This is a genomic window from Symmachiella dynata (assembly GCF_007747995.1).
In the GTDB taxonomy this organism is placed as follows: domain Bacteria; phylum Planctomycetota; class Planctomycetia; order Planctomycetales; family Planctomycetaceae; genus Symmachiella; species Symmachiella dynata.
In genome coordinates this window covers 5,761,447-5,783,104 of the sequence record NZ_CP036276.1, presented here as the reverse complement: position 1 = coordinate 5,783,104, position 21,658 = coordinate 5,761,447, and the positions used below count along the sequence as shown (strand labels likewise).

Here is a 21,658-nt window from a genome sequence, read left to right as displayed (position 1 = left end):
GGTCGCAGGCAGCCTCAGCACACCCACCAAGCCTGAGCTAACCGCCGGTTGGGTAGGGGCTGGGTGAGGGGGAGCTGGCCTTTTCTAGCGCTTCGACGGAGGCTGAAAGGCGGGGGTTGTCTTCGACAGCTTTTTGGAATTTGATTTTAGCCGCAGCAAAATCCTTCTTGTGCAGATCGATTTCGCCGAGTCTCAGATTGATGGCAGAGCGTTCCTTGCCGGTTTTGGCGTGGGAAAGTGCCGTTTGAAAACTGTCGGTTGCTTGTTCGAGATTGCCCTGGTAAAGATGGATTTCTGCCAAGGTTGTGTGCGCATCGAAATACTCGGGGTGCTGTTTTAGCAGCTCTTCCAAGCGGTTTGCCGCCTCATCATTGCGTCCGAAGTTCGCCAATAAGATGGCAGCCCGCAATTGTGCTCGTCGGTCGTCCGGGACGGTTTCTGCAATGTCCTGCGCTGATTGGAATTCCGCGTTTAACCAACTAATCTCTTCTGGTTTTTCAAGGCGGATCGGTTTGCCAACAACGGTCTGGGCGTAGCTCTTGTCCATCTTATCTTTTTGGGCAGTCGTCAACGGTGGATCAATCAGGTCGGATAGGAATAGCAACCCCAGGACAACAATCGCCGGCGCCCATTTGAGAGCGTGGGAAGACCTGATCCCTGATAACCATTGACTCCGTGGCGCAACCGCACCTTCGGCCAAGCCCAGATTGGCTTGGTTGGTTTTTTCGCGGACTTTCCAGATAAAGCCATCGTAGTAGTAGTGCAGGATCGTTGATGTAAAAAGTACGCTGTAAACGATACTGCTGATCGTGCCATCCTTCACCAGCGGCGCAATGTAACCAATGGTCCCGTAAGCAGTTATCAGCCCCAAATACAGCAAGACCATCCCGCGGCGAAATACGTAGCGCATGAAGCGGTTTAGTTTGGGGTTTGCGTTGACGCTGCGGCAGTTGTACAGCCAAACAATCGCTAAATACTGCACATCATGGCAGATGTCGAACAGGGCGATGCCTAAGATCAACTCATCCACAAAGCACATGGCGATCCACCACGTGCCAATGCCGCTGATCAGCATCACGACCTTGAGAGGGTTCGGCTTAGGTCCGCGTCGCCATTGCACAATGTAATTGACAGTAAAGCCGATAAGCACCGCGATACAAATTGCTATCGCTCCCCAGCGGACTGTGGTCAGCAATGTCGGGGGGATCAAGGGGCCGCCTGCCGAGTACCAGTGGCCCAACGTGCTCGAAACCTGTTCTGGCCGCATGAGACGGGCGGTTGCGAAACCGCACAGGCAAACCAACCAGTCCCAGTTCGCCGTTGCCTTGGCCGTCGATCCCACCTTGGCATCGTAAATTCGCACGAAGCCGTACAGCTGCATGAAACCGTGCCAAGTCGCCCAGACGAGGATGATCAGTCGGTATAGATCGAAGTGGTAGTTGTAGAGCGGAAAGTACGCTAAGAACACCAAGGGGGGGGCCAGAATGAACCGCAGCTTAAATCGCTGGAACAGGTCCCGATCCCCGTAGGCCCGGATCATCCCAGGTAGATGATGGCCAGTGGCGAAGAAGGCTGTTACGATCAAAGAAATGGTCGCAGCGTCGACACCAACGACGGATGATGAGAGCAGCATCACTGCAGGGACTGCTATCAGCGGCGTGAGCAGAATCAGCAAAGAATCCACTCGCCAGTTGATCATCCAGCGTCGCGCAGAATCGGTTGGCACCGCATCTGGCCGTGATGTTACAGCAGAGGTGTCTGACACGGACAAGCCTCAGAATACAGACCAGCAGCCATGACCAAGCTGATCACTATGGTCATGGCTTACAAGTCACCCAATTGTATCACTCGATCGATAATTTCATTTGCGAGCGCAAAGTCACGTGTCGGCCGCCTGGGTATTGGCGGCCAATTCCCCCCGCAAAGGGGCACGCTTGCTTTGCTTGATTAAAGCTCGTAGTTGACGTCGACTTGCGGGGATCCGCTTTGGACACTCAACTTGAAATCATTTTTGTTTGGATTGCGGTATTTACCTTCAAACAGGTCCGGGCCTTCTTCTTTGCCCTTGCCCTCTTCAACGATGTGCTTGAACGCAAGGCGGTATTCCCCCGGTAACATTCCGTCACACGGTAGGTATTTGGTCCAGCAGTAGGTTCCATCGGCTTTGGTTTTGGTTTGGGCAACCGGTTTGACTCCGCTGGCTTCGGTATATGCATACATGTAGACATTCCCGGTGGGAGTCCCGTCCACGGTCACTGTACCGGTGACTGGAACTGTTTCCTTGAGTTCATCTACTTCCACGCCCGCTTGCTTTGCGATCTCTTCCTTGCTGATTTCTTTATCATAACCACAACCAGCAAGCAGCAGCATCGCGGACAGGAGCAGCAAAATATCTTTACGCAAAAACATCATCATCCCTCGTATGACATTACACAAGTATTGTCTCTATGTTCACATAAAAGCCACCAGCCCGGCCGGCGCCGGGCTGGTGGAGCAATTCACGGTCTACTAACTCATGCAGCAAGTGCGAGACTTGCCACAGACAACTTAAAATTCACCCGTAGTTGCACCATCATTGAAAGCGTGCAAGTTCAACAGGGTGTTTCTTTCAGTACTTTGGCTGAGGAACTGAACGGAGCCGTCAGCGAACAAGAAGAATGCTCCGCCGGTGTGGAAGCTGTAGAAGTTCCACTTGTTACCACAGTTAATCAGGCAGGTACCGTTTGACCGACCGCCGGGGCATGTCGTGGGGTAGTCCCCATTACAGCTTCCGGGAGTCAGACCACGCCAGAAGTGTCCGACACTCCACTGCCAGTCTGTCCATGAAGGACCCATCAGACCGAACTGTTCGTCAGACATGTCTTGGAGCGGTTTGCCCTGAACCCATTCTTTTGAATCCGGAGCAGATTTTTCGCCGAGGATGAACGTGTTGGACGTACCATCGACGATTTGACCGATTTTGATACCGTCGGATCCGGCATCGCCCACATCGTGCTCGATGTCGAGGATACCTTGACCGCCGTTCAAGTCGGACGACAACCAGTCAGCAATACCGGTGTAATCCAAGGCACCAGCTGAGTAATAAACCACAGCACCATAACCGTCGCCCAACCAGTCGTCCTGATAAGGAGCAACTTTGTTGGAGGGGTGAGGAGCGGTCGGGCAGATGAATGCCGGGATAACAGCATTCAAGGTTGCCGGAGCGTGAGCTCGTGTCCAGACACCAGAAGCGTTGCCGCCCTTGGTGCTGACACCAACACATGTGGGAATGCCCGTACCATCCGGGTTCAAAGCACCCATCATGGTATCGAAGCTAATACCTTCGTAGACATTGCCTTGATCCATGTAGGGCAGAATGCGTTCGACCCAAGTATGGATGTTACTGTCGACATCGATGTCATCCCGCGGACCGGGACCTTCACCAATGTCAAAGATCGAGTCTCCAGCGTTGGCTGAGAAAGCCGCCGGGAAACGCCCAAACACGTCGTGATAATTGTGGAATGCAAGACCGATTTGCTTCACGTTGTTGCGGCAAGCTGTCCGACGGGCCGCTTCACGGGCCTGTTGTACAGCAGGCAAGAGCAGCGCGATGAGGATTGCAATAATCGCAATCACCACCAGCAACTCAATGAGCGTAAACGCTCGTTGCCGACTTCGTAATTTCGGATTCGAAGGTGTCATCATAAAGTGTTCCCCTTTGGGAAAAGAACAGAAAAACAGAAAAAAAACAACTTGTCGCCTGTAACCAAGCTGTGCAGTGACCTAACTGGGGCGACGTTTACAACCGTGAATTTTGCCCGAACAGGACTTGGAATAAAAAAAGAAAAAACCGAACTCTCTATTCACTACCCAGGGCACCGCAAAAGCCACTGCGAGATCTACTATCACTTGGTTGACCAGAACTTGATAAGGCCATTCAAGTCGGGCGAGTATCGATGGCTATAAAAGCTTGAATTTTCGAGAAATGATCTGGGCAAAACTAGCTAAACCATAGAGGAGTTGCTGAGTTATGCCAGGGAAAAGAAAAAATCGTGAAGTAACCTAGGATGTCGAATCGAGGATTGAAAGTCAAGTGATTTCCTGGAATTGTCGTCAAAATCAAAAAAAAGCTCCCCGCAATAAATCTGCATCCCTTTCAAAATCATACGGGTCATTACATTCAAAATTCATGCAATATCAAGCAGGTGAATTAGTCGGCTCAAAGTCGAATGCAGCTTCTTGAAGGCCTACTTGACGTTCGGTCGTTTTTTTGTGTACGGCCTAATCCATTCCACATGGAATCTGAAGTGAGATTCTCAAATAGTAGGCTGGCCAAATTCAATCCGCATGTATTTAGGGAAGCGGTTCTAAGAACCAATTTCCCTGTCCAATGGTATTGGGTTTGGGGGTAGGGAGTTCATCACCGGTCAACTCCTTGACCGCCCAGATGAGAGCCATCCGAAATCGCATGTTCGAATCGTCACTGCCTGATGAGGCAAATTGTGAATCATCCAGAGCAAAACGCCGTAGCATCTGGGCCTGGTCGACCGCCTGCATACGGCCTAGTGCAATGGCGGACATTTCCTTGACGAGTTTGACTTCACTCGGTTGGGGGGCAAAGTCATAAATTCGCTCGATCAGCGCCTCTTCGAGCTGTTCATTGGGGCTCCCTTCGTTGATCTGACCCAGGGCCCAGATCGCAGAGCCTCGCGAAAGATTATTCATCCGGACGCGTTTGGGGACATACTGAAGCAGCAGCGGCGTGGCGTCCTCTGCCTTGAGCACGCCCAGCGCTTCAAACAGATGGGCCACCTGCTCATCCATGCCCGGTTGATTGGTGATTCTGCGGCGTTGGGTTAGTTCTGAGCCTTGGGCAATCAGGGCGGGAATGGTTTCTGGGACCGCTATTTTGCGGAGTGCCCAGGTGGCGGGAAGCCGGACTTCCACGCGTGGAGATTCCATCAATTCAATGAACCGATCAGCTGCCGGTTTGTGTTCGAGGGCTCCCAGCAATAATGAAGCTTGCTCCTGTCCTTGCCAGCGGTCTCCGGCGAGGACCTGCATCGCAGCTGCGCGAATCGGTTCGTTCAGGTCCGGTTTTTCAGAAAGCTTATAAAGGCCCTCACTGACTTCGCTGCGAACTCCGGGATGCGGGTCCGCCAATAATTTGCTGAGCGGTACAATGTGATCGACCGACGGAAGCTGCAGCATGCAGAGCGCTCCCTGCCGGCGGACTTCCGGATCGGGGCTCTGCATCGCTTTTTCTGCCAAGGGGAGCACCAGGGCATGATCGATTTCGTTCAACCGTTGCAGTGCAGCTGCAGCAACCGCTGGCTCGTCATGTCCGGCCAATTCAGTGATGAGTGTCTTGGCCCCTGCACTCGAATGACCAGCGAGCAGGCGAATGGCGCACAATTGATTGATGAACCGTGGGCCACTGGTATTGCCGGCAAGACGCTCCGCATCTTGTTCGAGACCGGATTCTGCGATCTTTCCTGCTGCTGTTGCTGCCTCCAGGCGTACGGCCGAAGTGCGTGTCAGGTCGTTGGCAATCGCGACCAAATCAGGCAACGCGGATTGGTCTTGGAGTTCAGCCAACCCACGCATCGCTAGAATCAGGTTGCGTGGGCCTGTTTCCTTCGCGGCAAGACGCTCCATCCAGACCGTTTTCGCTGCGGGATTCTCCCAGGCGGCCAGGGCAGGTTCAATGAGTTGCCGCAGGTCGGCGCCGTGGGACTGAGATGTTTCAAGCAACTTGTCACTCGAAGCACGTGAGTCCAGCGCGATCAATGCGCGAGCCGCCGCATAGCGCGCGGCAGGGTGCGATTCCTCAGCCACGAGGATTTCCTCTAGCCGGGGCACTGCTTTGTCTAGACCCGGAATGTCCCGTTGAGTCGCGCGAGCAATCGACTCAGCTGCCATGCGCTGCATGTCGGTCTCGGGGCGATTCAGGGCCTCCAACCATAGTGTCGTCAGATTGGGATGGATATCTTTGACAGGCTCGGGGATTTGAAGCCCCGGATCGGAATCCATCAGGAAATCGGTTTGGATTTCAGCAAAGGCAACTTGCCCGGCACAACAAAGAGAGGCAAAAAGCCAAGCCGTTGTACAAAGCAATTTCAGCCGGCGGTAATGACACATGCAAGGTCGCTCACTGGGGTTTTGAAATATGATAGGCCCAGGCAGGCAACACAATCAAAGATATTAGCGATCCAATTCCCATAAACCACCAGTTTGCGGGAATGAGATCGTAGTTATCAAAGCCTGGCATTCTGATCGCTGAAAAGGCAGCAGCGATCGAACTGAAAGATAAAGCCGTTTCTACAACACGATGCCCAAACGGGGCGTCTTTGCCCATCCAGACCAATAAGGGCAAGCAACAGATGGAGAGCAAAACTCCGTAGGCACTGGCGATTGCAACGGCAGAGCGGCGGAAAAAACAGCCGACAGCTGCGCTGCAGGACATTGCAAAAAATGCGGTGAGCACCAAGCAAACAATGACGCGCTGGACCTGCAGGCTCATTCCCGGTTCGATGTAGGCAATCACCATATATCCCGGCATGGTGGCGCAAAGCAGGAGCATCAATGGCAAAATGGCGCTGAGCAGTTTGCCCCAAATAATGCGGGTCATGGACAGGGGAGTCGTCTGTAGCAATTGCCAGCTGCCGAATTCGCGTTCCGTACTGAGCAGCCCGGCAGAGAGGCTAGGCGCGATCAGGACGATCAATGCGACTTGCATCACAACCATGATGCCGCCAATTGTTTCGACGCCCCAGTCAGTCGTGCCGGCGGTCGTCGCGTATGTGAGTCCCAAGGAGAGCATCGCACAGACGGCCACCAGTCGCAGGAGCCAGTTCAGTCGCCCGAATTTTCGACAGCGAAATTCTTTGACCATCACGGGATTGAGAAACAAGGGGATGGGCCGGGACCGTTTCTGAGGATCCACCAGAAAAAATATTCTCCGTACGAGCTGGCCGGACTTGGAGAGGTCATCGCTCATCGTTCCGGAGGCCCGCGATTTGTCGAAGATTTTGTGATTCAGACGACTGATCGTCCAGGCCGACGTCACCGCTGTGCAAAGCAGCGACCAGACTGTGAATTGTCCCATGACGTTTGTCTTTGTCATCAAGCCTTTGCCGCCGATATCCGCCGCACCTGTGAGCGACGTCAGTGCAGCCAAGGGGGACATGCTTCGTAACATTTCGCCAAAGCTGGCCAAGCTGCCTTCGGTGCCTTGGAAGAAATAGTGGGGGCCTAATGTCAAAACGCATGTCACAAGCACAATGCCATAGGTGATGCGAATCGCAGAGTCGACCGATTGCGCGTAACTACTCACGAGCAAGCCGATGGCCGTGTACTGCAGCGCCACAAGCAGGAGCAACAGGTAAACCTTTCCGATCTCTTCGTACAGCGACAGGCCGCCCATCGAATAACAGGCTCCTGCAGCTGGGAGGCTCATCGCGAGAATCATGCCCGCCAATGACAACGACGCCAGCAGTTTGGCAACGAAGATCCGAATGGGGCCCAACGGAGTATTGAACAGCAGACCGAGTGTGCCGCTGATCTTTTCACTCACGATGCTTGCTGCAGGAAACACCGGCAGCAATAACAGCAGCGTGGCCATCAGCCCATATCCGAACAAGCGGAAAATCTGCTGTGAGCGCGCTCCTAGCAGAGCGACTTGTCCGTCGGTTGGCCAGCGGGCGGCAATCAACAGGGCAAATAGCGTCGCTACCGCAATCTGAAAAACAATCATCCGTCGGCGACGCAGCGGCGTGACCAACTCTCGCCTCAACACCGCACTAAACATCTGACGTTACTCCAGCAGGGCTCTTTGTCGCAGAACTGGGCGGAGTCGATGTGAACGACATAAACGCTTCTTCCAGGTCCGTTTGAACTTCACGAAACTGGCTCACGTAGACACCAGCCTTGAATAGTTTGACTAACAGTTTGGCGAGTTTTTCTTCGGTCGCCGCCGTCCGAAAGCGAACGATCGACTCGGCGGCGGACTCAACCACTTCGGCTCCCTCTTCGATGGATGCCCGGATGACTTTAGCAGCCGACTTCACGTCCCCTGCCTTCAGAAGGTGCGCTTCGACCGTACGTTGCTGGCTGACGAGACTGCCGATGTCATCGACCGACCCAAATGCCCGCAAGGTTCCGTTGGTAATAATCGCGACCTGCTGACAAATACGCGCCAGCTCCGGCAGAATATGGCTCGTGACCATCAAAGTCTTTCCCTGCCCAGCCAATTCGATGAGCAGGTCACGCATTTCGATGCGTGACTGTGGGTCGAGACCATTGACGGGCTCGTCCAGGATTAAGACTTTGGGATCGTGCAGTAGCGTTCGGGCCAGACCCACACGTTGCTGCATACCGTGACTGAGGCTTTCGACGAACCGATCTTTCATGTATTCGGTATTCGTCATTTGCATGACGTCTTTGATCCGCGAGGAACGCTGCGCGGTGGACATCCCGAAGGCGGCACCGAAAAAGTCAAGGTACTCGCTGACGCGCATGTTGTCATAGGAACCGAATTTGTCGGGCATATATCCGACTAGTCGCTTCATCTCTCGGGCATCCTCGACACAATCCACGCCATCAATCGTGGCGGTTCCCGACGTCGGGCGACTGAGCCCCACCAGGATTTTGATTGTGGTCGTTTTGCCCGCGCCGTTGGGACCAATGACACCTAGGATCTGGCCCGCATTCAAGGAGAGGGTCAAATCATTGAGTGCCGTGAAGGAACCATACCGTTTCGTCAAGTTTTTAATGTCGAGAACGGGCTTTTCGCCGGATTTTTTAGGCGATGCTTTCGCATTCATGCGTCAGTCTTCTTCATTTGTTGAGTCTAATGTAGTGCCCCAGAGTCGCAATGAAAGCGAATGGACTTTCCAGGAATTGGCAGGTGTGTCCGCATTAAAATTGGCATCGGCAGCAGCGGCATCCTCAGGGACACCGGCGCTCAACCCCAAGATGAGTTCGCCATTTTCCGAAATCGTCAAAGCCTCGGGGTCGTCAATATCAATCACCACCGTACCGACGGGATCCGTAACGGTTTGTAGGCTAACCACTTCTTCGCCTTTGACCCCCAGGATCTCAATCTGGCCCATGAGCCCCGAGACACCGATCTCGATCTGTGCTTTTTTTGCCGCCAGTGGCAGGAAGGCGGGGGGGACCTGGACGCTAAGCCATGTTGTACTCAGGCTGGAACGCTCCTGCCATTCTTGTCGGCCATCGTCCCAAAAACCTGCGGGCGATGAACCGTCCGGTGGGCGAGTTGAGACGTAATCCAGTAACGGTGACGGAATGACAACGTCAGTCCCCGCAGGAGGGCGGCTGAACTGCAGCGGTGCTATGACCAACGTGTCTCCTTGCTGCTGCAAATTCTCTCCAAATTCAAAACCATGCTCCCAGTCATTGACCCAGACCAAGAGATGGGGTTGATCCAGAGAGGATTGCCAGCGCTGATCGCTGAAGAGTTGTTGCAATATTCGCCGTCTGCGATCCTGAACGTCATTCAGCAAAGTGGCATTGAGGAACTGGTCCGGCTCCAAGACGTCGTCTGCACGCGCTGTGAAGTTGCCGCCTTCGGTCATTTGTGCGCTGATTCGTCCGCGACGCGTCGCCACCATTACATCCGAGCCTGAGGACATTTTGCCGGAAGACTTGCCCACAATCCCTTGCCCGTCCAGTGTGGCTTGTGCTTCGAGACGATCGGCATCTTCGCTGGACGCAACGAATTGATAGGTCGCTAAACCGGTCGGCTGAGTCAGTCCGTCCCAGTAATACGTCCCAAGATCGGTCGTCACCATCCGCGAGGTTTCTCCGCTTTCCCCGGTCAGGTTCGGTATCAACTCGCCCCCTTGGGAAGTCTGGATCTGGTCGTCTCCCCCTTCAGGCCGATAGACGACGATGGCTCCATGCGACAGAACATCGTCCGTCCCGGCAATCGCCTGTACGAGTTGGACATCTGCAATTGTCTCAGAGGTTCCGTGGCGATTCGACATTCCCACGCCGAAGAACAGCATCGCAAAAATAATTGCTAGTAGGGAACCGCACCAACCGAAATGTTCCAGGCGGCCCATTTTCCATAATCCACCTCCGGCGGCAGCCAGAAGAATTAAGAAGCCGCACATTGATCCAATAATCAGCGTCGCCGAGGGGACTTTGTAGGAGACGAACTCTTTTGCGAACACTTCCAACTCTTCTGGAGGAAGCGGTTCGTTATCGCGCTTGGCAAAGATAAAAGGAGCAATGTCTTCCATCGGCCCGTGCGGGGCATATTCCGCCACCTTTTCGGCCAAATCGGGAGGTGGCGTTTTCATTGTTTTTGTTGGTTTGAAGGGCGGCGGCGGAGGAGCCACTTTCATCCAGCCCCGTGGCCCGAGCGTCGTGATCAGTACGCGTCCTTCACCATAGGTCCCAGTCAGCGCGGCCGGCCATTCGTTGACGGTGTTCCAGACGGTCATGCCCGGAATGTCGACACGCGCCATTTGAACCGGCTCGTCATATTCAAAGCTTTGCCCCACGATTCCTTCGGGAACTTGCAGCGACGGCGGGTCATCGACCCGCACCGACGTCAGTCCGACCTGATCCACAACCGAGCCTTGGAATTCATCACCAAATAACCGTTCCAGTAGCTCTGGACCGGTCCGATCGAGCATGATCCATAACCGTCCCCCGGAATGCAGCCAGCGCCGCACAGCAGTGAGAGCGGCCAAATCATCCACAAGGCGATCGTTGGCGATCACCAGATGGTCCAGGTGATCCAGGCCATTTTCCTCAGCGGGCAGAAATTGACCTGCCAGAAAAGTGACCCGATTGTTGAGTCCTTGGTAGACCCGGTTTGCGATGACCAAATCCACGACTTCTTTGGGCACGTCGCCGGCCGAATCCCATCCGGCGATAATTCCGGTATTCCGCCCGTCTGGTGTGATCGACAATGCCTGTTTGTGTTCAAGCAGACCGGCACGATTTTTGAGCAGAACCTCTTTGCCCTGCGACTGATCAAACAGCAAAGAAGTGACATTCGCGCGCTTGCCGGAGAATGTGGCCGCTGCGGGGAACAAGGCCGGGTGAGAAAGGACTAACTTGGAATGAGCAGGTAGCCAGATTTTCCTGCCATACTGCAGAGTCGAGGCATCATCGAAATAGCTGGTGCAAAGCAGTTCCTTGGGCGTGTCTCCATCATTTTCCAGACGCAGGAAAAACTCACCCCATTGCTCAGGCACATAAGAGAAACTGCCAAGCCTTGAGTTGGCCTCCAGCGTCAACCTGACTTCCGGTGAGTCATCTGCTGCGGGAGCGGCCTGACTGAAAGCAGATTGAGTCAAACCCAGTACCAACATCAATGTGATGGACAAGGTTGTCAGGCGGATCACAAAGTTCTTGCGCATGATGGAACAGGCCAGGCCTTCAATGGACAAAGGAGAGGGTCGCGTTCCTTTGTCTGAGGGGCTTTTCAACAGGTCGCGAATCCAGTTGTCAATTCAAACGATTTTTACTGGTATTTGATCAATAATTGTAATGATCGATATTGGCTGTCGCAACCCACCGAAAAAACGCAATGGCCTATTGTCGGCACTATGAAGTAAGACGTTTTTGCCAAGACCGGCTTCTTGTGACATGACCGGCATTACTCACTAACCTTCCATTTGCTAAACTGCTTCCTCAGTCTAAATGAATTGCCGTCGTGCCGACGTTCGCGCGGTTCCGCCGCAATCCTGATCCCGGCTAGCACAGGCAGAATTGAGATTTGCATGACCGCCATTCTGGGCCTTTCGGCGTTTTATCACGATTCGGCCGCTGCGCTGATCATCGACGGAGAAATCGTCGCCGCTGCGCAAGAAGAGCGTTTCACCCGCATCAAACATGACTTCGCCTTTCCTCAAAACGCAGTCGATTATTGCCTGGCCGAAGCGGGCATCACGCCGGAACAACTGGATTACGTCGGTTTCTATGACAAACCGGTCACCAAATTCGAACGACTGTTGGAGACCTATCTCGCCTTTGTTCCCGCAGGATATCGCTCGTTTCGACAAGCCATGCCGTTGTGGCTCAAGCAGAAACTACACCTACCGCGCGAACTGAACCGCGGTCTAGGGGGACGTTATGCGGGCCGGTTTGTGTTCACCGATCATCACGAGTCGCACGCCGCTAGCGCGTTTTTTCCATCACCGTTTGAAGAAGCAGCCATCTTGACGATCGATGGCGTGGGCGAATGGTCGACGACCTGCTTCGGCGTCGGTCGTGGCAATAATATCCAACTAACAAACGAAATCCGCTTTCCACATTCGTTGGGCCTGCTGTATTCCGCTTTCACTTACTACACCGGATTTCGCGTCAACAGCGGCGAATACAAAGTCATGGGGCTGGCTCCTTATGGACAACCGATCTACAAGGATCGGATTTTGGGGCATGTCTTGGACTTAAAGGCGGATGGCTCGTTTCGCATGGACATGAGCTATTTCAACTATTGCCAAGGCCTGACGATGACGTCGGAAAAATTCCATAAGCTTTTCGGCGGCCCGCCGCGTGAAGCGGAATCGGAGGTCACGCAGCGCGAGATGGACTTGGCGGCATCGGTGCAGGCGGTCACCGAAGAGGTCATGCTCCGCATGGCGCAGCACGTTCATGAGACGACCGGACTGAAGAACTTGGTTCTGGCCGGGGGAGTCGCCTTAAACTGCGTGGCCAATGGTCGGATTCTCCGTGAAGGGCCGTTTGAGAACCTCTGGATTCAACCCGCAGCCGGCGATGCCGGGGGCGCCTTGGGCACAGCCCTGTTCATCTGGCATCAACTACTGGAAAAGCCGCGTACACCAAGCACACCCGATCAGCAGCACGGTTCGTTTCTCGGTCCGCAATTTTCCGACGCCGAGATTCAGCAGACGTTGTCCCAGCACAACGCAGTTTACGAAGTCTGTGACTCCGATGAACAGCTTTGCGAAGAAGTCGCGGAATTGATCGCGCAGCAAAACGTGATCGGCTGGTTTCAAGGACGCATGGAATTCGGACCCCGCGCGCTGGGGGGGCGCAGCATTTTAGGGGATGCTCGTAGCCAGGAGATGCAGTCCCTCATGAACCTGAAAATCAAATTCCGCGAGTCGTTTCGCCCGTTTGCCCCGATCGTGCTGCGGGAGTATGTCGATCGCTATTTCGAAATGCGGCCCCAGGAAGACAGCCCTTATATGCTGCTGGTGGCCCCCGTGCACCCAGACATCCGCACTCCACCCAGTCCGGAACAAGAACAGGCCTTTGGAATCGACAAACTCAATTTTTGCCGGTCAGAAATTCCAGCGGTCACGCATGTCGACTACTCCGCACGCGTGCAGACGGTTGACCGTGACCGCAATCCCCTGGTTCATCAACTACTGACGTGTTACTATCAAAAGACTGAGTGTCCGGTGCTGATTAACACCAGCTTTAATGTGCGCAGCGAACCGATCGTCTGTACGCCGGATGATGCGTACCGCTGTTTTATGGCGACCGATATGGATGTGCTGGTCCTTGGGCGGCACGTGTTGTTGAAAGCACAACAGCCTCAGCAGATGAGCGAAGCGGAACGCAACGAACACCTTGGTCAATTCCAACTGGACTGACAGCAGGCAGCCCGATGAAACTTGTCGAGATCGACTGGAATCCCACGAGCCGAAAATTGCAGCAGTTCGGCGGAATCTGTGCGTTCGCCTTACCCAGCCTCGGTTGGCTTTGGGGCGGCAGCAACTCAGTCATCGGGGGACTGGCTGTGGTGGGGGTGGCGCTAGCAATCCTCGGTTTGGTTTGGCCACGCGGCATTCGCCCCGTGTTCTTGGCAATGATGATCGTGGCCATTCCCGTGGGATTGGTGCTCGGGGAACTGGGCATGCTGTGTGTCTATTTCGGTGTTTTTCTGCCCATCGGAATCATTTTCCGATTGATGCGCCGCGATGCCCTGCAGTTGAAAACCGCGCGTAGCTCCACCAGTTATTGGCAACCAAAATCGCAACCACGCGACGCCACCAGGTATTACCGCCAAACATAACAAACAAATGTGGCGATGCCGCTGGGCATCCACATCTCAGGTAAGGGAAAATTGAGCATGTCGCCGCAGGCCGAACCTGAACCGAATGAATCAAACACCGAAGCGAAAACCGAATTCGAACAAGCGGGCGAGGAAAAGCCGCTTTCGCTTGTGCAAGAATTCGGCATGTTCATCATCGAAAACAAAGCGTGGTGGATGATTCCCATCGTCACTGTCTTGGGACTGGTTGGTCTGTTGGTGCTACTGGGTTCCACTGGGGCGGCGCCGTTTATCTATACGTTGTTTTAACAGTCGCCGCGTTCATCCCGGCGATGTTAGCCGCATCGCCGCCCGGCCCCGTTCACCGTCATCCGCTCAAGTGGGGCGATCATGCTGCGCCCATTGAAACGCCTGCTTAGTAGCCCCCTTTCGTCAAACTATTTCTGTGAGTTCGGTATCTCCCATGACCTACAAAATCCCCCGCGTGCAAGCCGTTCCGATTGCTGATTCCCAGGTCTCCTTTCAGGTCGAAGGGACTGAACGCCTACGGTGGCATGCGGCGACGCGCTATACCCGGCCGCATTTTTATCCGCTGCTCGGCCCCAGCGGAAAACCACTCACCCGTATGGGACATCCTGCGGCACCGGATCACGATCATCATAAATCGATCTGGTTTGCGCACCACAAAGTCGCCGGTCTCGATTTCTGGGGGGACAAGAACAACAATCGCGCGCGGCAGGACGATTGGGTGCATTACCAGGATGGCGAAGACGAAGCGGTGATGGTCACCGACATCGGTTGGTACGACGGACATGCGGCGAAGTTGATGCAACAACGACTGATCGCCGCTTTGCGTCCTCTCCCTGATGGCGAAACCTGGCTCGAATTGCAAACCCGCTTTACGCCGGCCGGCAATTCGTTGCTGTTGGAAAAGACCAACTTCGCGTTTTTGGCGGTGCGGATGGCCAAGTCGATCAGCCACGCCTATGGCGGCGGGCAATTAACCAACAGCAGCGGAGTAAAAGGCGAAGCGGACATCTTTGGCAAACCGGCCGAATGGATGGACTACAGTGGCCCGATCACGAATGAGATCACCGAAGGCATCACCTACTTCAGCCACCCCACGAACCCCCACACGCCCAACAGTTGGCACGTCCGCAAGGACGGCTGGATGGCTGCGTCGGTCTGCATGCACAACGGCATCGAAATCACCAAGGACCAACCGCTCCAGTTGCGCTTCGCACTCCACGCCCACGCGGGAGACGTCAACAACGAGCGCGCGCAATCGCTCTTCAACGACTTCGCCGCAAGTCCTCCCTATGAAGTCATCAAAGCCCAACCGCCCTATCGCGTGCAGGTACAGCGCCGCGAGGTTTGACCTGCAAAACACGACATCGTTCGTAGACCTGCTAGCCACACCGCTCCCGCACTAATTGTCGGCGCGTTTCGCGGCAATGATGTCATCCAAGATTTGATCCAGCGGCATGACCGGTTTGCGGCCGAGTGTTTTTTCTAACTTGGCCACATCGGGGACGCGGCGGCGGATGTCTTCGAAATCGTCGCCATAGGCTTCGCTGTAGGGGATGTACTCGATCGCAATTTTGGGATCGACCTTGGCAACGACCGCTTCAGCTAACTCACGAATCGAAACCGATTGATCGCTGCCAATGTTGAACACATTACCCGCGGCCGAAGGTTCGTCCATCAGATCCTTGACGATGCCAGCCACTTCGCCGACATGCCCAAAGCATCGTTCTTGTCCGCCATCGTCGTAAACAATCACCGGTCCACCCGCTAAGGCTTGATCGACGAAACGAGGGATCACCATCCCGTAATTCCCGACCTGCCGCGGCCCGACGACATTAAAGAATCGGCCGATCACCACATTCAGGTTGTACTTTTTTGAATACGCCAGCGCCAAAAATTCATCGATCGCTTTGCTGCAACCATACGCCCAACGGGGCCGCGTCGTGGCGCCGAAATGCAGGTCGTCCTCTTCGGCCCACGATTCCTTGAAATTCTTGCCGTAGACTTCGCTGGTCGAGGCGAGAAAAAACTTTTGCCCCCCTTGTACCGCTAATCGCAACAGCACTTCGGTGGGATAGATGTTGGTTTCGATCGTGCGGACGGGATCTTCAGCAACCAGCCGCACACCGACGGCAGCGGCCAAGTGATAAATCACGTCCACACCGCTCACCGCTTCGCTCATCATCACCGGATCGGTAATCGACCCAGCCAAAAAACGAAACCGTGGATGATCACTCACGCCGCGCAGATTCCCCTGCTCTCCGGTGGACAGGTTATCCAGCACGGTCACCTCATGCCCATCGGCAAGCAACAGTTCCGTGAGATGACTCCCAATAAACCCGGCGCCGCCGGTAACAAGGCAATGTGACATGAATCATCAGTCCTGATGTGATAACGCGGACCAGCCGCGGAGATATGGGCGAAAAGACGTTACGCAGCACATTATAGGAGAGATTGTATCGCGTTGATAGCGGGGTGGGGGGCGAACTGGATTGAGCGAATCAGAGGCCCAAACCGTCGTTGTGCATCATCGCCAGCATTTTCTGAGCAGCCGGCTCGCCAGTTTCCGCAGCTTCTTGGCAAAGTTGAAACGCGATTTCGTAGTCTTGCGTTACGCCCTCACCCGAGGCGTGCAAGCAGGCCAATACGTATTTTGCGCGAGGACGACCTGCTGCTGCCGCTTGTTTGAGGAAACCAATTCCCTTAGTGATGTCACGCTTAACATCTCTGATGCCCATGGCATAGCGTTCGCCGCACCATTCCTGCGCAACGGTCGAGCCAAGTTCTGCTGCTTTTTCGAAGTATGACATTGCTTCATTGCGCTGATTTTCTGCTGGCAGATCACCATTGTCATACATCAGCCCGGTTTCGAGCCAAGCATCGGGATGGTCTTGTTCGCGGGCCAAATCAAGAAGTTCCACCATTCGGCTGATGTTTTTTTCGATTCCTTTTTCCTCGCGCATGAGCCTGATGAGTTCCAGCGCGCCCAAGGCGTTTTTGTGTTCCGCGGCCGTTTCGTAATACTGCACGCTTTCGGCGCAATTCTGCGGTACGCCAAGACCATGTTCGTAGGCCCAGCCCAATTTGAGCATTGAATAGGTTTCGTCCATTTCTGCCGCCTCGCGCCACGATGCGACCGCGCGTTCCTGCGCCCCCCGCTCCGCATACATCACGCCACAGTTGTATTTCGCAATCGCCAGTCCTAACCCGGCAGCCCGCTCATAATACTTCAGCGCCTTCGATTCATCTTGCTTCACCCCAAAGCCGTGTTCGGAGAAATAGCCGAGCATATTCGTGAACCTGGGATCGTCGGCGGCGTCACCCTCACGACACAACGCGATCGCGTGCCGGTAGTTATCAGGCCGTCCCTCTTCACGACGATATCCATCCGCCAATTCGTAGTTGTGGTCGAGCATTTCTTGCCTCATGACATGCTCCTAGGCGTTGCCACGTAATTGCAACACCGCATTCAGCAACTCTCAAACCTGCACATCACCGTTGATCACACGGCTATCAAACCGCAAATCAATGTGGTCGATGCACAGTGACACCGGGGGTGTGCCGGCGGGGACATTTAGTTCGCCGGGGGAAGTCTTTTCCAGCAGGACGGCGATCGCCAAGCCGCGGCCGATGCTGAAATTTGCGCCGGGGGCGGGGCTGTCGAGGCGGTGGGTGAGTTCGAAGCTGCCGTAGCGCGGAGCGCCACTTGGGGAAAATGGCGGCTGGAATTCGAGCGTGCCGAGTTCTTGACGCTTCGTGGGATTCTTGTCCCCATCGGCAAAGCGAAACATCACCATTCGGCAGCGGAAATGATTCGCGAACAACTCTTGATAGGCTTGCTCGTTGGCAGCTGTCACACAGGCGCGGACCGTCATTTGGAACGATCCCGCACGCGGGTTACGCATCTCTTGGGCCAACAGTGCCGTCGCGTCGGCGGGAATTGTCACAGCGGTTTCGCCACCAAAACCGAGGGCAACATGGTGTGCATCGTCGCTGACAATGTGACGGACAGCGAAGGCGCTTTCCGGTTTCCCCTCCGGCAGGGGAGCAGCTCGCCAACCCTTGGGGCGCGAACCGGTCGTCACCGGCATCAACGGCATCTCGCCTGCCAAATCCTTATCGAGCAACAGGTCGGTGGAGTACATCGGGACCCGGGCGATGTTGCCGCCCGGAATGGCTGGCTTTTTAAGTGCCGGTTCGTTGCCCATCAAACCGTAAATCGGTTGGCCGCCGGTGAGCGAATGTTCGCGGCCTTCGGTGTCTTTGAATCGCGTGGTGTGGTCGATCCCCAGCAGATGGAAGATCGTGGCCGTCACGTCGCCGCCACTCACCCGATCGCGCGCCGGGTACCCGCCGGTTTTATCGCTGGCGCCGTAGACCTGTCCTTCGGAGATCCCCGCTCCGGCCATGGCAAAACTGAACACCGGCCCCCAATGATCGCGGCCGCCGGAGCGATTGATCTTCGGAGTGCGACCGAATTCGCCGATGGCGACCACCAATGTTTCATCCAGCAAGCCCCGTTGATCGAGATCGTCGATCAAAGCGGTAAAGCCGACATCGAACATCGGGCACAACACGTCTTCGACACGGTCAGCGTTTTGAGCGTGTGTGTCCCACATGGGATTGTCGACAGCCGAGTCTCCCGGTTCGCGAGTCCAATTCACATGCACCAACCGCACGCCGACTTCCACCATGCGACGCGCCAGCAGCAAGCATTGCCCCCACTTGGTGCGGCCGTAGCGATCGCGGACTTTGTCCGGTTCGTTTTGAATACGAAATGCCTCGCGGACCCGCGCGCTGGTCAGCAGGTCGAGTGCTTGGCCTTGGAACGTGTCATACACATCGGCGGCGCGATCGCGTTCGATGGTGTCGAAGCGTTGTTCGAATTGTTTGAGCAATGAAATCCGCTGGTTCAGCCGTAGCGGTTCAATGCCGGTGAGGTTCATGCCTTCGATTTCGAAGTTCGGATCGTTGGGGTCTCCTTTAAAGCGGTCGGGATCCCATTGCCGTCCGAGAAATCCGCCCGTCTGCCCGGCGGGGGTCACGTTTTCATTCAGCCGCATAATGTCCGGCAGCCAGACCGTCGACAGCGCCGGCAACCGCTCGCTCGGTTTCAGTTTTTTGACCAGCGAGCCAAAGTAAGGCCAGTCGGTCGGCGTAATCGTGCGCGCGTTCGGCCCGCGATACGGATAACCGGTCAGCACTTCGTAGGCGCTGGACGAGTGGATGTTGTTATCCGTCGCCAACGAACGCACGATGGCCAACTTATGCGCGATCCGCGCCGTGCGGGGGAGCAACTCGCAGAAGTTCTCACCGGGGATTCTGGTTTGAATCGGTTGAAACGGGCCGCGGATTTCCAGCGGAGCGTGCGGCTTGGGATCAAACGTCTCATGCTGCGGCGGTCCGCCCTGCAGCCAGACATAAATCACATTCTTCGCCCGCCCAAACATCGGATCGTCGGTGACGAGCGAGGACTGTTCTTTCGCTTGCAACAAACCGGGCAGCGTCAGGCCAAATGTACTCAGCCCCCCAATACGCAGCACTTCGCGACGGGAAATCCCGTCACACAAGGCATGGGGCGTATCGTGGATGGAGAACATAAAGGTCACCACTTTCCCGTGAGTCGGCCGTCAATGGCTGGACATTTCAACGAATACTAATATATCGGCGACAGAGGCGGACGGCAATATTGGGTCGCACTGGAGTGAGATGCCTGCGAACTGGTCCGCCGGTGGCGAACCTGCTAAATTATGCGTTCGCCGGTGAAATCCCCCCTTGCAGTCGTTGCGTCCGCTGTGCGGACCCTATGGGCGAATCACCCCCCGGCAGAGCCGGGGGCTACGGGGTGGGCGTTTCGGCAAATTAACGATCTCTCAGCCCCCGGCTCTGCCGGGGGGTAAAACATATTTCGCAAGCAGAAAAGCAGAAAGACCACGACCATGTTGGGTGCGACACTGAATCCGAAAGATTACCTGGACCGTTGTAGCGAAGTCTTCGATACGCTCGACCTGAGCCAAATCGAAGGGCTGAGCAATGACATTTACGAAGCCTACGAAAACGATCGCTTTGTGTTCATCATCGGCAACGGCGGCAGCGGGTCGAACTCGTCGCACTTTTGCGAAGATCTGGGCAAAAGCACGCTCAATCGCGAGGACTTTCTTAACGACGACAAAAAGCGGCTGAAGGTACTTTCGTTGACCGATAACACCCCCTACATCCTCGCCTGGGGCAACGACGAAGGGTTCGACCGCGTGTTTGTCGAGCAACTCAAAAACTTCGCCTCGGCCGGCGACGTATTGATCTCCATCAGCGGCAGCGGCAATAGCCCGAACATTCTCAATGCCGTCGAATGGGCCAACAAACACGACCTGACGACCTGGGGCATCACCGGCTACGACGGCGGCAAATTGCAGGGGCTAGGACAAAAGAACCTGCACGTGCCGCTGGACGACATGGGCATGGTCGAATGCGTACACCTGATCGCCTTCCACTGGGTCCTGAACGATTGCTACGCCCGCATCAACAGCTGCGGCCGTTATGAAGCAGCGGCGAAATAACCTATCGCGGTGGAAGTTTGACGTTTAGCTTCCTTGAAGAAAGACGAACCACGAAAGACGCGAAAGACACGAAAAATAAAGGGCGCCGGTGAAAATCTGTTGCCCTTGGGGTGAGCTATAGAACCAGTCGGAGTGAATGGGTTCAGTTCTTTTTCGTGTCGTTCGTTTTTTTCGTGGTGCTTGGCATCGACTATGCAATGGCGAGACTCAGTCCGCACCCATTGCCAACGGCCAGCGCTGTGGTTTGGGTTCTTTTGGTGATTCGCGCAGTACGCCCCAGCGGCTGGCTTGCCAGGTTTGGCCGCTGGTCACATCCAGCGCTGTCAGCCAGCCATAGTTGTAGCAGGCGGTGTCGATGCACTTGACGTAACCCAGGTCAAGGACTTCGCCGTCGCGCTGTTCAGTGTGGCCGACGATGACCGTCTTGCCCGACATGTGCGGGCCGGGCAGGGGGGCGTCGAGTAGCGACCAACGGAGCACGTATTCGGGCCACTCTTCCGGTGGCGCATCCTCCAGATAGTTGGCATGCACGAAGATGTGCTCGTCCGTTTCGTAATAGTCGCGGCAGTTGCGGATGAAGTCGAGATGCGCTGCGGGGATCACATCGATGTCGCCACAGAATCGATACGAGTTGAGCGTTTGCACGCCGCCGTACATCAGCCAGGAGTTCTTGGCTGATTCACTGCCGAGCGAAGCAAGTAGCATCTCTTCGTGATTCCCCTTGAGCATGACCACCTGGCAGCGCTGACTCAGGGCGATCAGCGTGTCGATGGCTTCTCTCGTTTCGCGCCCTTGATCGATGAAATCGCCCAGGCAAACAATCGTGTCATTGGGCTGGGGATCAACCGCGGCCAAAACCGCGTCGAGCGCGTGCGCGCATCCGTGTATGTCGCCGATCGCCACAATGCGGCAGGGTTGTTCAATCGCCATTGCGGTCATGCCTTGTGGGTGGCTGCTTGGATTGCTCGCGTGCGCATGCGATTTTCGGACTATCCCAGATCCCGCAAAGTGCAACAAGAGAAGAGTTTATGAGCTCATCCCCACGCCGAGTCGTGTGTCTTCAGCAACAGGATGCGAATTGCTGTTCAAT

16 protein-coding genes are annotated in these 21,658 nt (G+C 55.2%); 5 read left to right on the top strand and 11 right to left on the bottom strand.

Annotation, left to right across the window (positions count from 1 at the left end; all coding sequences use genetic code 11):
- Nucleotides 1-37 precede the first annotated feature (37 nt).
- From Mal52_RS21830 to Mal52_RS21800, 7 genes are all read right to left on the bottom strand, one after another.
- The gene (locus Mal52_RS21830) at nucleotides 38-1,699 is read right to left on the bottom strand and encodes a tetratricopeptide repeat protein (RefSeq protein ID WP_145378635.1); all 1,662 of its coding nucleotides are present in this window, start codon (nucleotides 1,697-1,699) and stop codon (nucleotides 38-40) included.
- Between the two features lie 248 nt (nucleotides 1,700-1,947).
- A complete protein-coding gene (locus tag Mal52_RS21825; protein WP_145378634.1) occupies nucleotides 1,948-2,415 on the bottom strand; it encodes a hypothetical protein in 468 nt (155 codons plus the stop codon).
- 132 nt (nucleotides 2,416-2,547) lie between these two features.
- Nucleotides 2,548-3,684, bottom strand: a complete 1,137-nt coding sequence (locus tag Mal52_RS21820; protein ID WP_145380742.1) for a DUF1559 domain-containing protein — start codon at nucleotides 3,682-3,684, stop codon at nucleotides 2,548-2,550.
- A gap of 648 nt (nucleotides 3,685-4,332) precedes the next feature.
- Complete coding sequence (locus Mal52_RS21815) at nucleotides 4,333-6,012, bottom strand: HEAT repeat domain-containing protein (protein ID WP_197534385.1); 1,680 nt, start codon at nucleotides 6,010-6,012, stop codon at nucleotides 4,333-4,335.
- 118 nt (nucleotides 6,013-6,130) lie between these two features.
- A complete protein-coding gene (locus Mal52_RS21810; protein WP_197534384.1) occupies nucleotides 6,131-7,789 on the bottom strand; it encodes an ABC transporter permease in 1,659 nt (552 codons plus the stop codon).
- Nucleotides 7,782-8,804 (bottom strand): ABC transporter ATP-binding protein, encoded by a 1,023-nt coding sequence (locus Mal52_RS21805; protein WP_145378632.1) that lies wholly within the window; start codon nucleotides 8,802-8,804, stop codon nucleotides 7,782-7,784. The genes Mal52_RS21810 and Mal52_RS21805 overlap by 8 nt, the downstream gene beginning before the upstream one ends.
- A gap of 3 nt (nucleotides 8,805-8,807) precedes the next feature.
- Nucleotides 8,808-11,378 (bottom strand): hypothetical protein, encoded by a 2,571-nt coding sequence (locus Mal52_RS21800; protein ID WP_145378631.1) that lies wholly within the window; start codon nucleotides 11,376-11,378, stop codon nucleotides 8,808-8,810.
- Nucleotides 11,379-11,741: 363 nt separating this feature from the next.
- Between Mal52_RS21800 and Mal52_RS21795 the strand changes: the two genes are divergently transcribed.
- The 4 genes from Mal52_RS21795 (at nucleotide 11,742) to Mal52_RS21780 (ending at nucleotide 15,362) form a co-directional block, all read left to right on the top strand.
- Nucleotides 11,742-13,583: a carbamoyltransferase family protein gene (locus Mal52_RS21795; protein ID WP_145378630.1), complete on the top strand. Its 1,842-nt coding sequence runs from the start codon at nucleotides 11,742-11,744 to the stop codon at nucleotides 13,581-13,583.
- Nucleotides 13,584-13,597: 14 nt separating this feature from the next.
- Nucleotides 13,598-14,005 (top strand): hypothetical protein, encoded by a 408-nt coding sequence (locus Mal52_RS21790; RefSeq protein ID WP_145378629.1) that lies wholly within the window; start codon nucleotides 13,598-13,600, stop codon nucleotides 14,003-14,005.
- 57 nt (nucleotides 14,006-14,062) lie between these two features.
- Nucleotides 14,063-14,293 carry a DUF5989 family protein gene (locus Mal52_RS21785; RefSeq protein ID WP_145378628.1) on the top strand — a complete coding sequence of 77 codons (231 nt, stop codon included), beginning with the start codon at nucleotides 14,063-14,065 and terminating at the stop codon, nucleotides 14,291-14,293.
- A 154-nt stretch (nucleotides 14,294-14,447) separates the two neighbouring features.
- Entirely contained in the window at nucleotides 14,448-15,362 is a 915-nt protein-coding gene (locus Mal52_RS21780) for a DUF6807 domain-containing protein (protein WP_145378627.1), read from the top strand.
- A 51-nt stretch (nucleotides 15,363-15,413) separates the two neighbouring features.
- Here Mal52_RS21780 and Mal52_RS21775 read toward each other — a convergent pair whose 3' ends face one another.
- The 3 genes from Mal52_RS21775 to Mal52_RS21765 all read right to left on the bottom strand — a co-directional run bounded on the left by Mal52_RS21775 (nucleotide 15,414) and on the right by Mal52_RS21765 (nucleotide 19,611).
- The gene (locus tag Mal52_RS21775) at nucleotides 15,414-16,382 is read right to left on the bottom strand and encodes an NAD-dependent epimerase/dehydratase family protein (protein WP_145378626.1); all 969 of its coding nucleotides are present in this window, start codon (nucleotides 16,380-16,382) and stop codon (nucleotides 15,414-15,416) included.
- Nucleotides 16,383-16,512: 130 nt separating this feature from the next.
- Entirely contained in the window at nucleotides 16,513-17,439 is a 927-nt protein-coding gene (locus Mal52_RS21770; RefSeq protein WP_145378625.1) for an SEL1-like repeat protein, read from the bottom strand.
- A gap of 51 nt (nucleotides 17,440-17,490) precedes the next feature.
- The gene (locus Mal52_RS21765) at nucleotides 17,491-19,611 is read right to left on the bottom strand and encodes a DUF1501 domain-containing protein (RefSeq protein ID WP_145378624.1); all 2,121 of its coding nucleotides are present in this window, start codon (nucleotides 19,609-19,611) and stop codon (nucleotides 17,491-17,493) included.
- 339 nt (nucleotides 19,612-19,950) lie between these two features.
- On the opposite strand from Mal52_RS21765, the gene Mal52_RS21760 reads away from it, so the two are divergent.
- Nucleotides 19,951-20,568, top strand: coding sequence for a D-sedoheptulose-7-phosphate isomerase (locus Mal52_RS21760; protein WP_145378623.1), 618 nt, complete (start codon nucleotides 19,951-19,953; stop codon nucleotides 20,566-20,568).
- A gap of 207 nt (nucleotides 20,569-20,775) precedes the next feature.
- Here Mal52_RS21760 and Mal52_RS21755 read toward each other — a convergent pair whose 3' ends face one another.
- The gene (locus Mal52_RS21755; RefSeq protein ID WP_197534383.1) at nucleotides 20,776-21,498 is read right to left on the bottom strand and encodes a metallophosphoesterase family protein; all 723 of its coding nucleotides are present in this window, start codon (nucleotides 21,496-21,498) and stop codon (nucleotides 20,776-20,778) included.
- Between the last annotated feature and the right edge of the window lie 160 nt (nucleotides 21,499-21,658).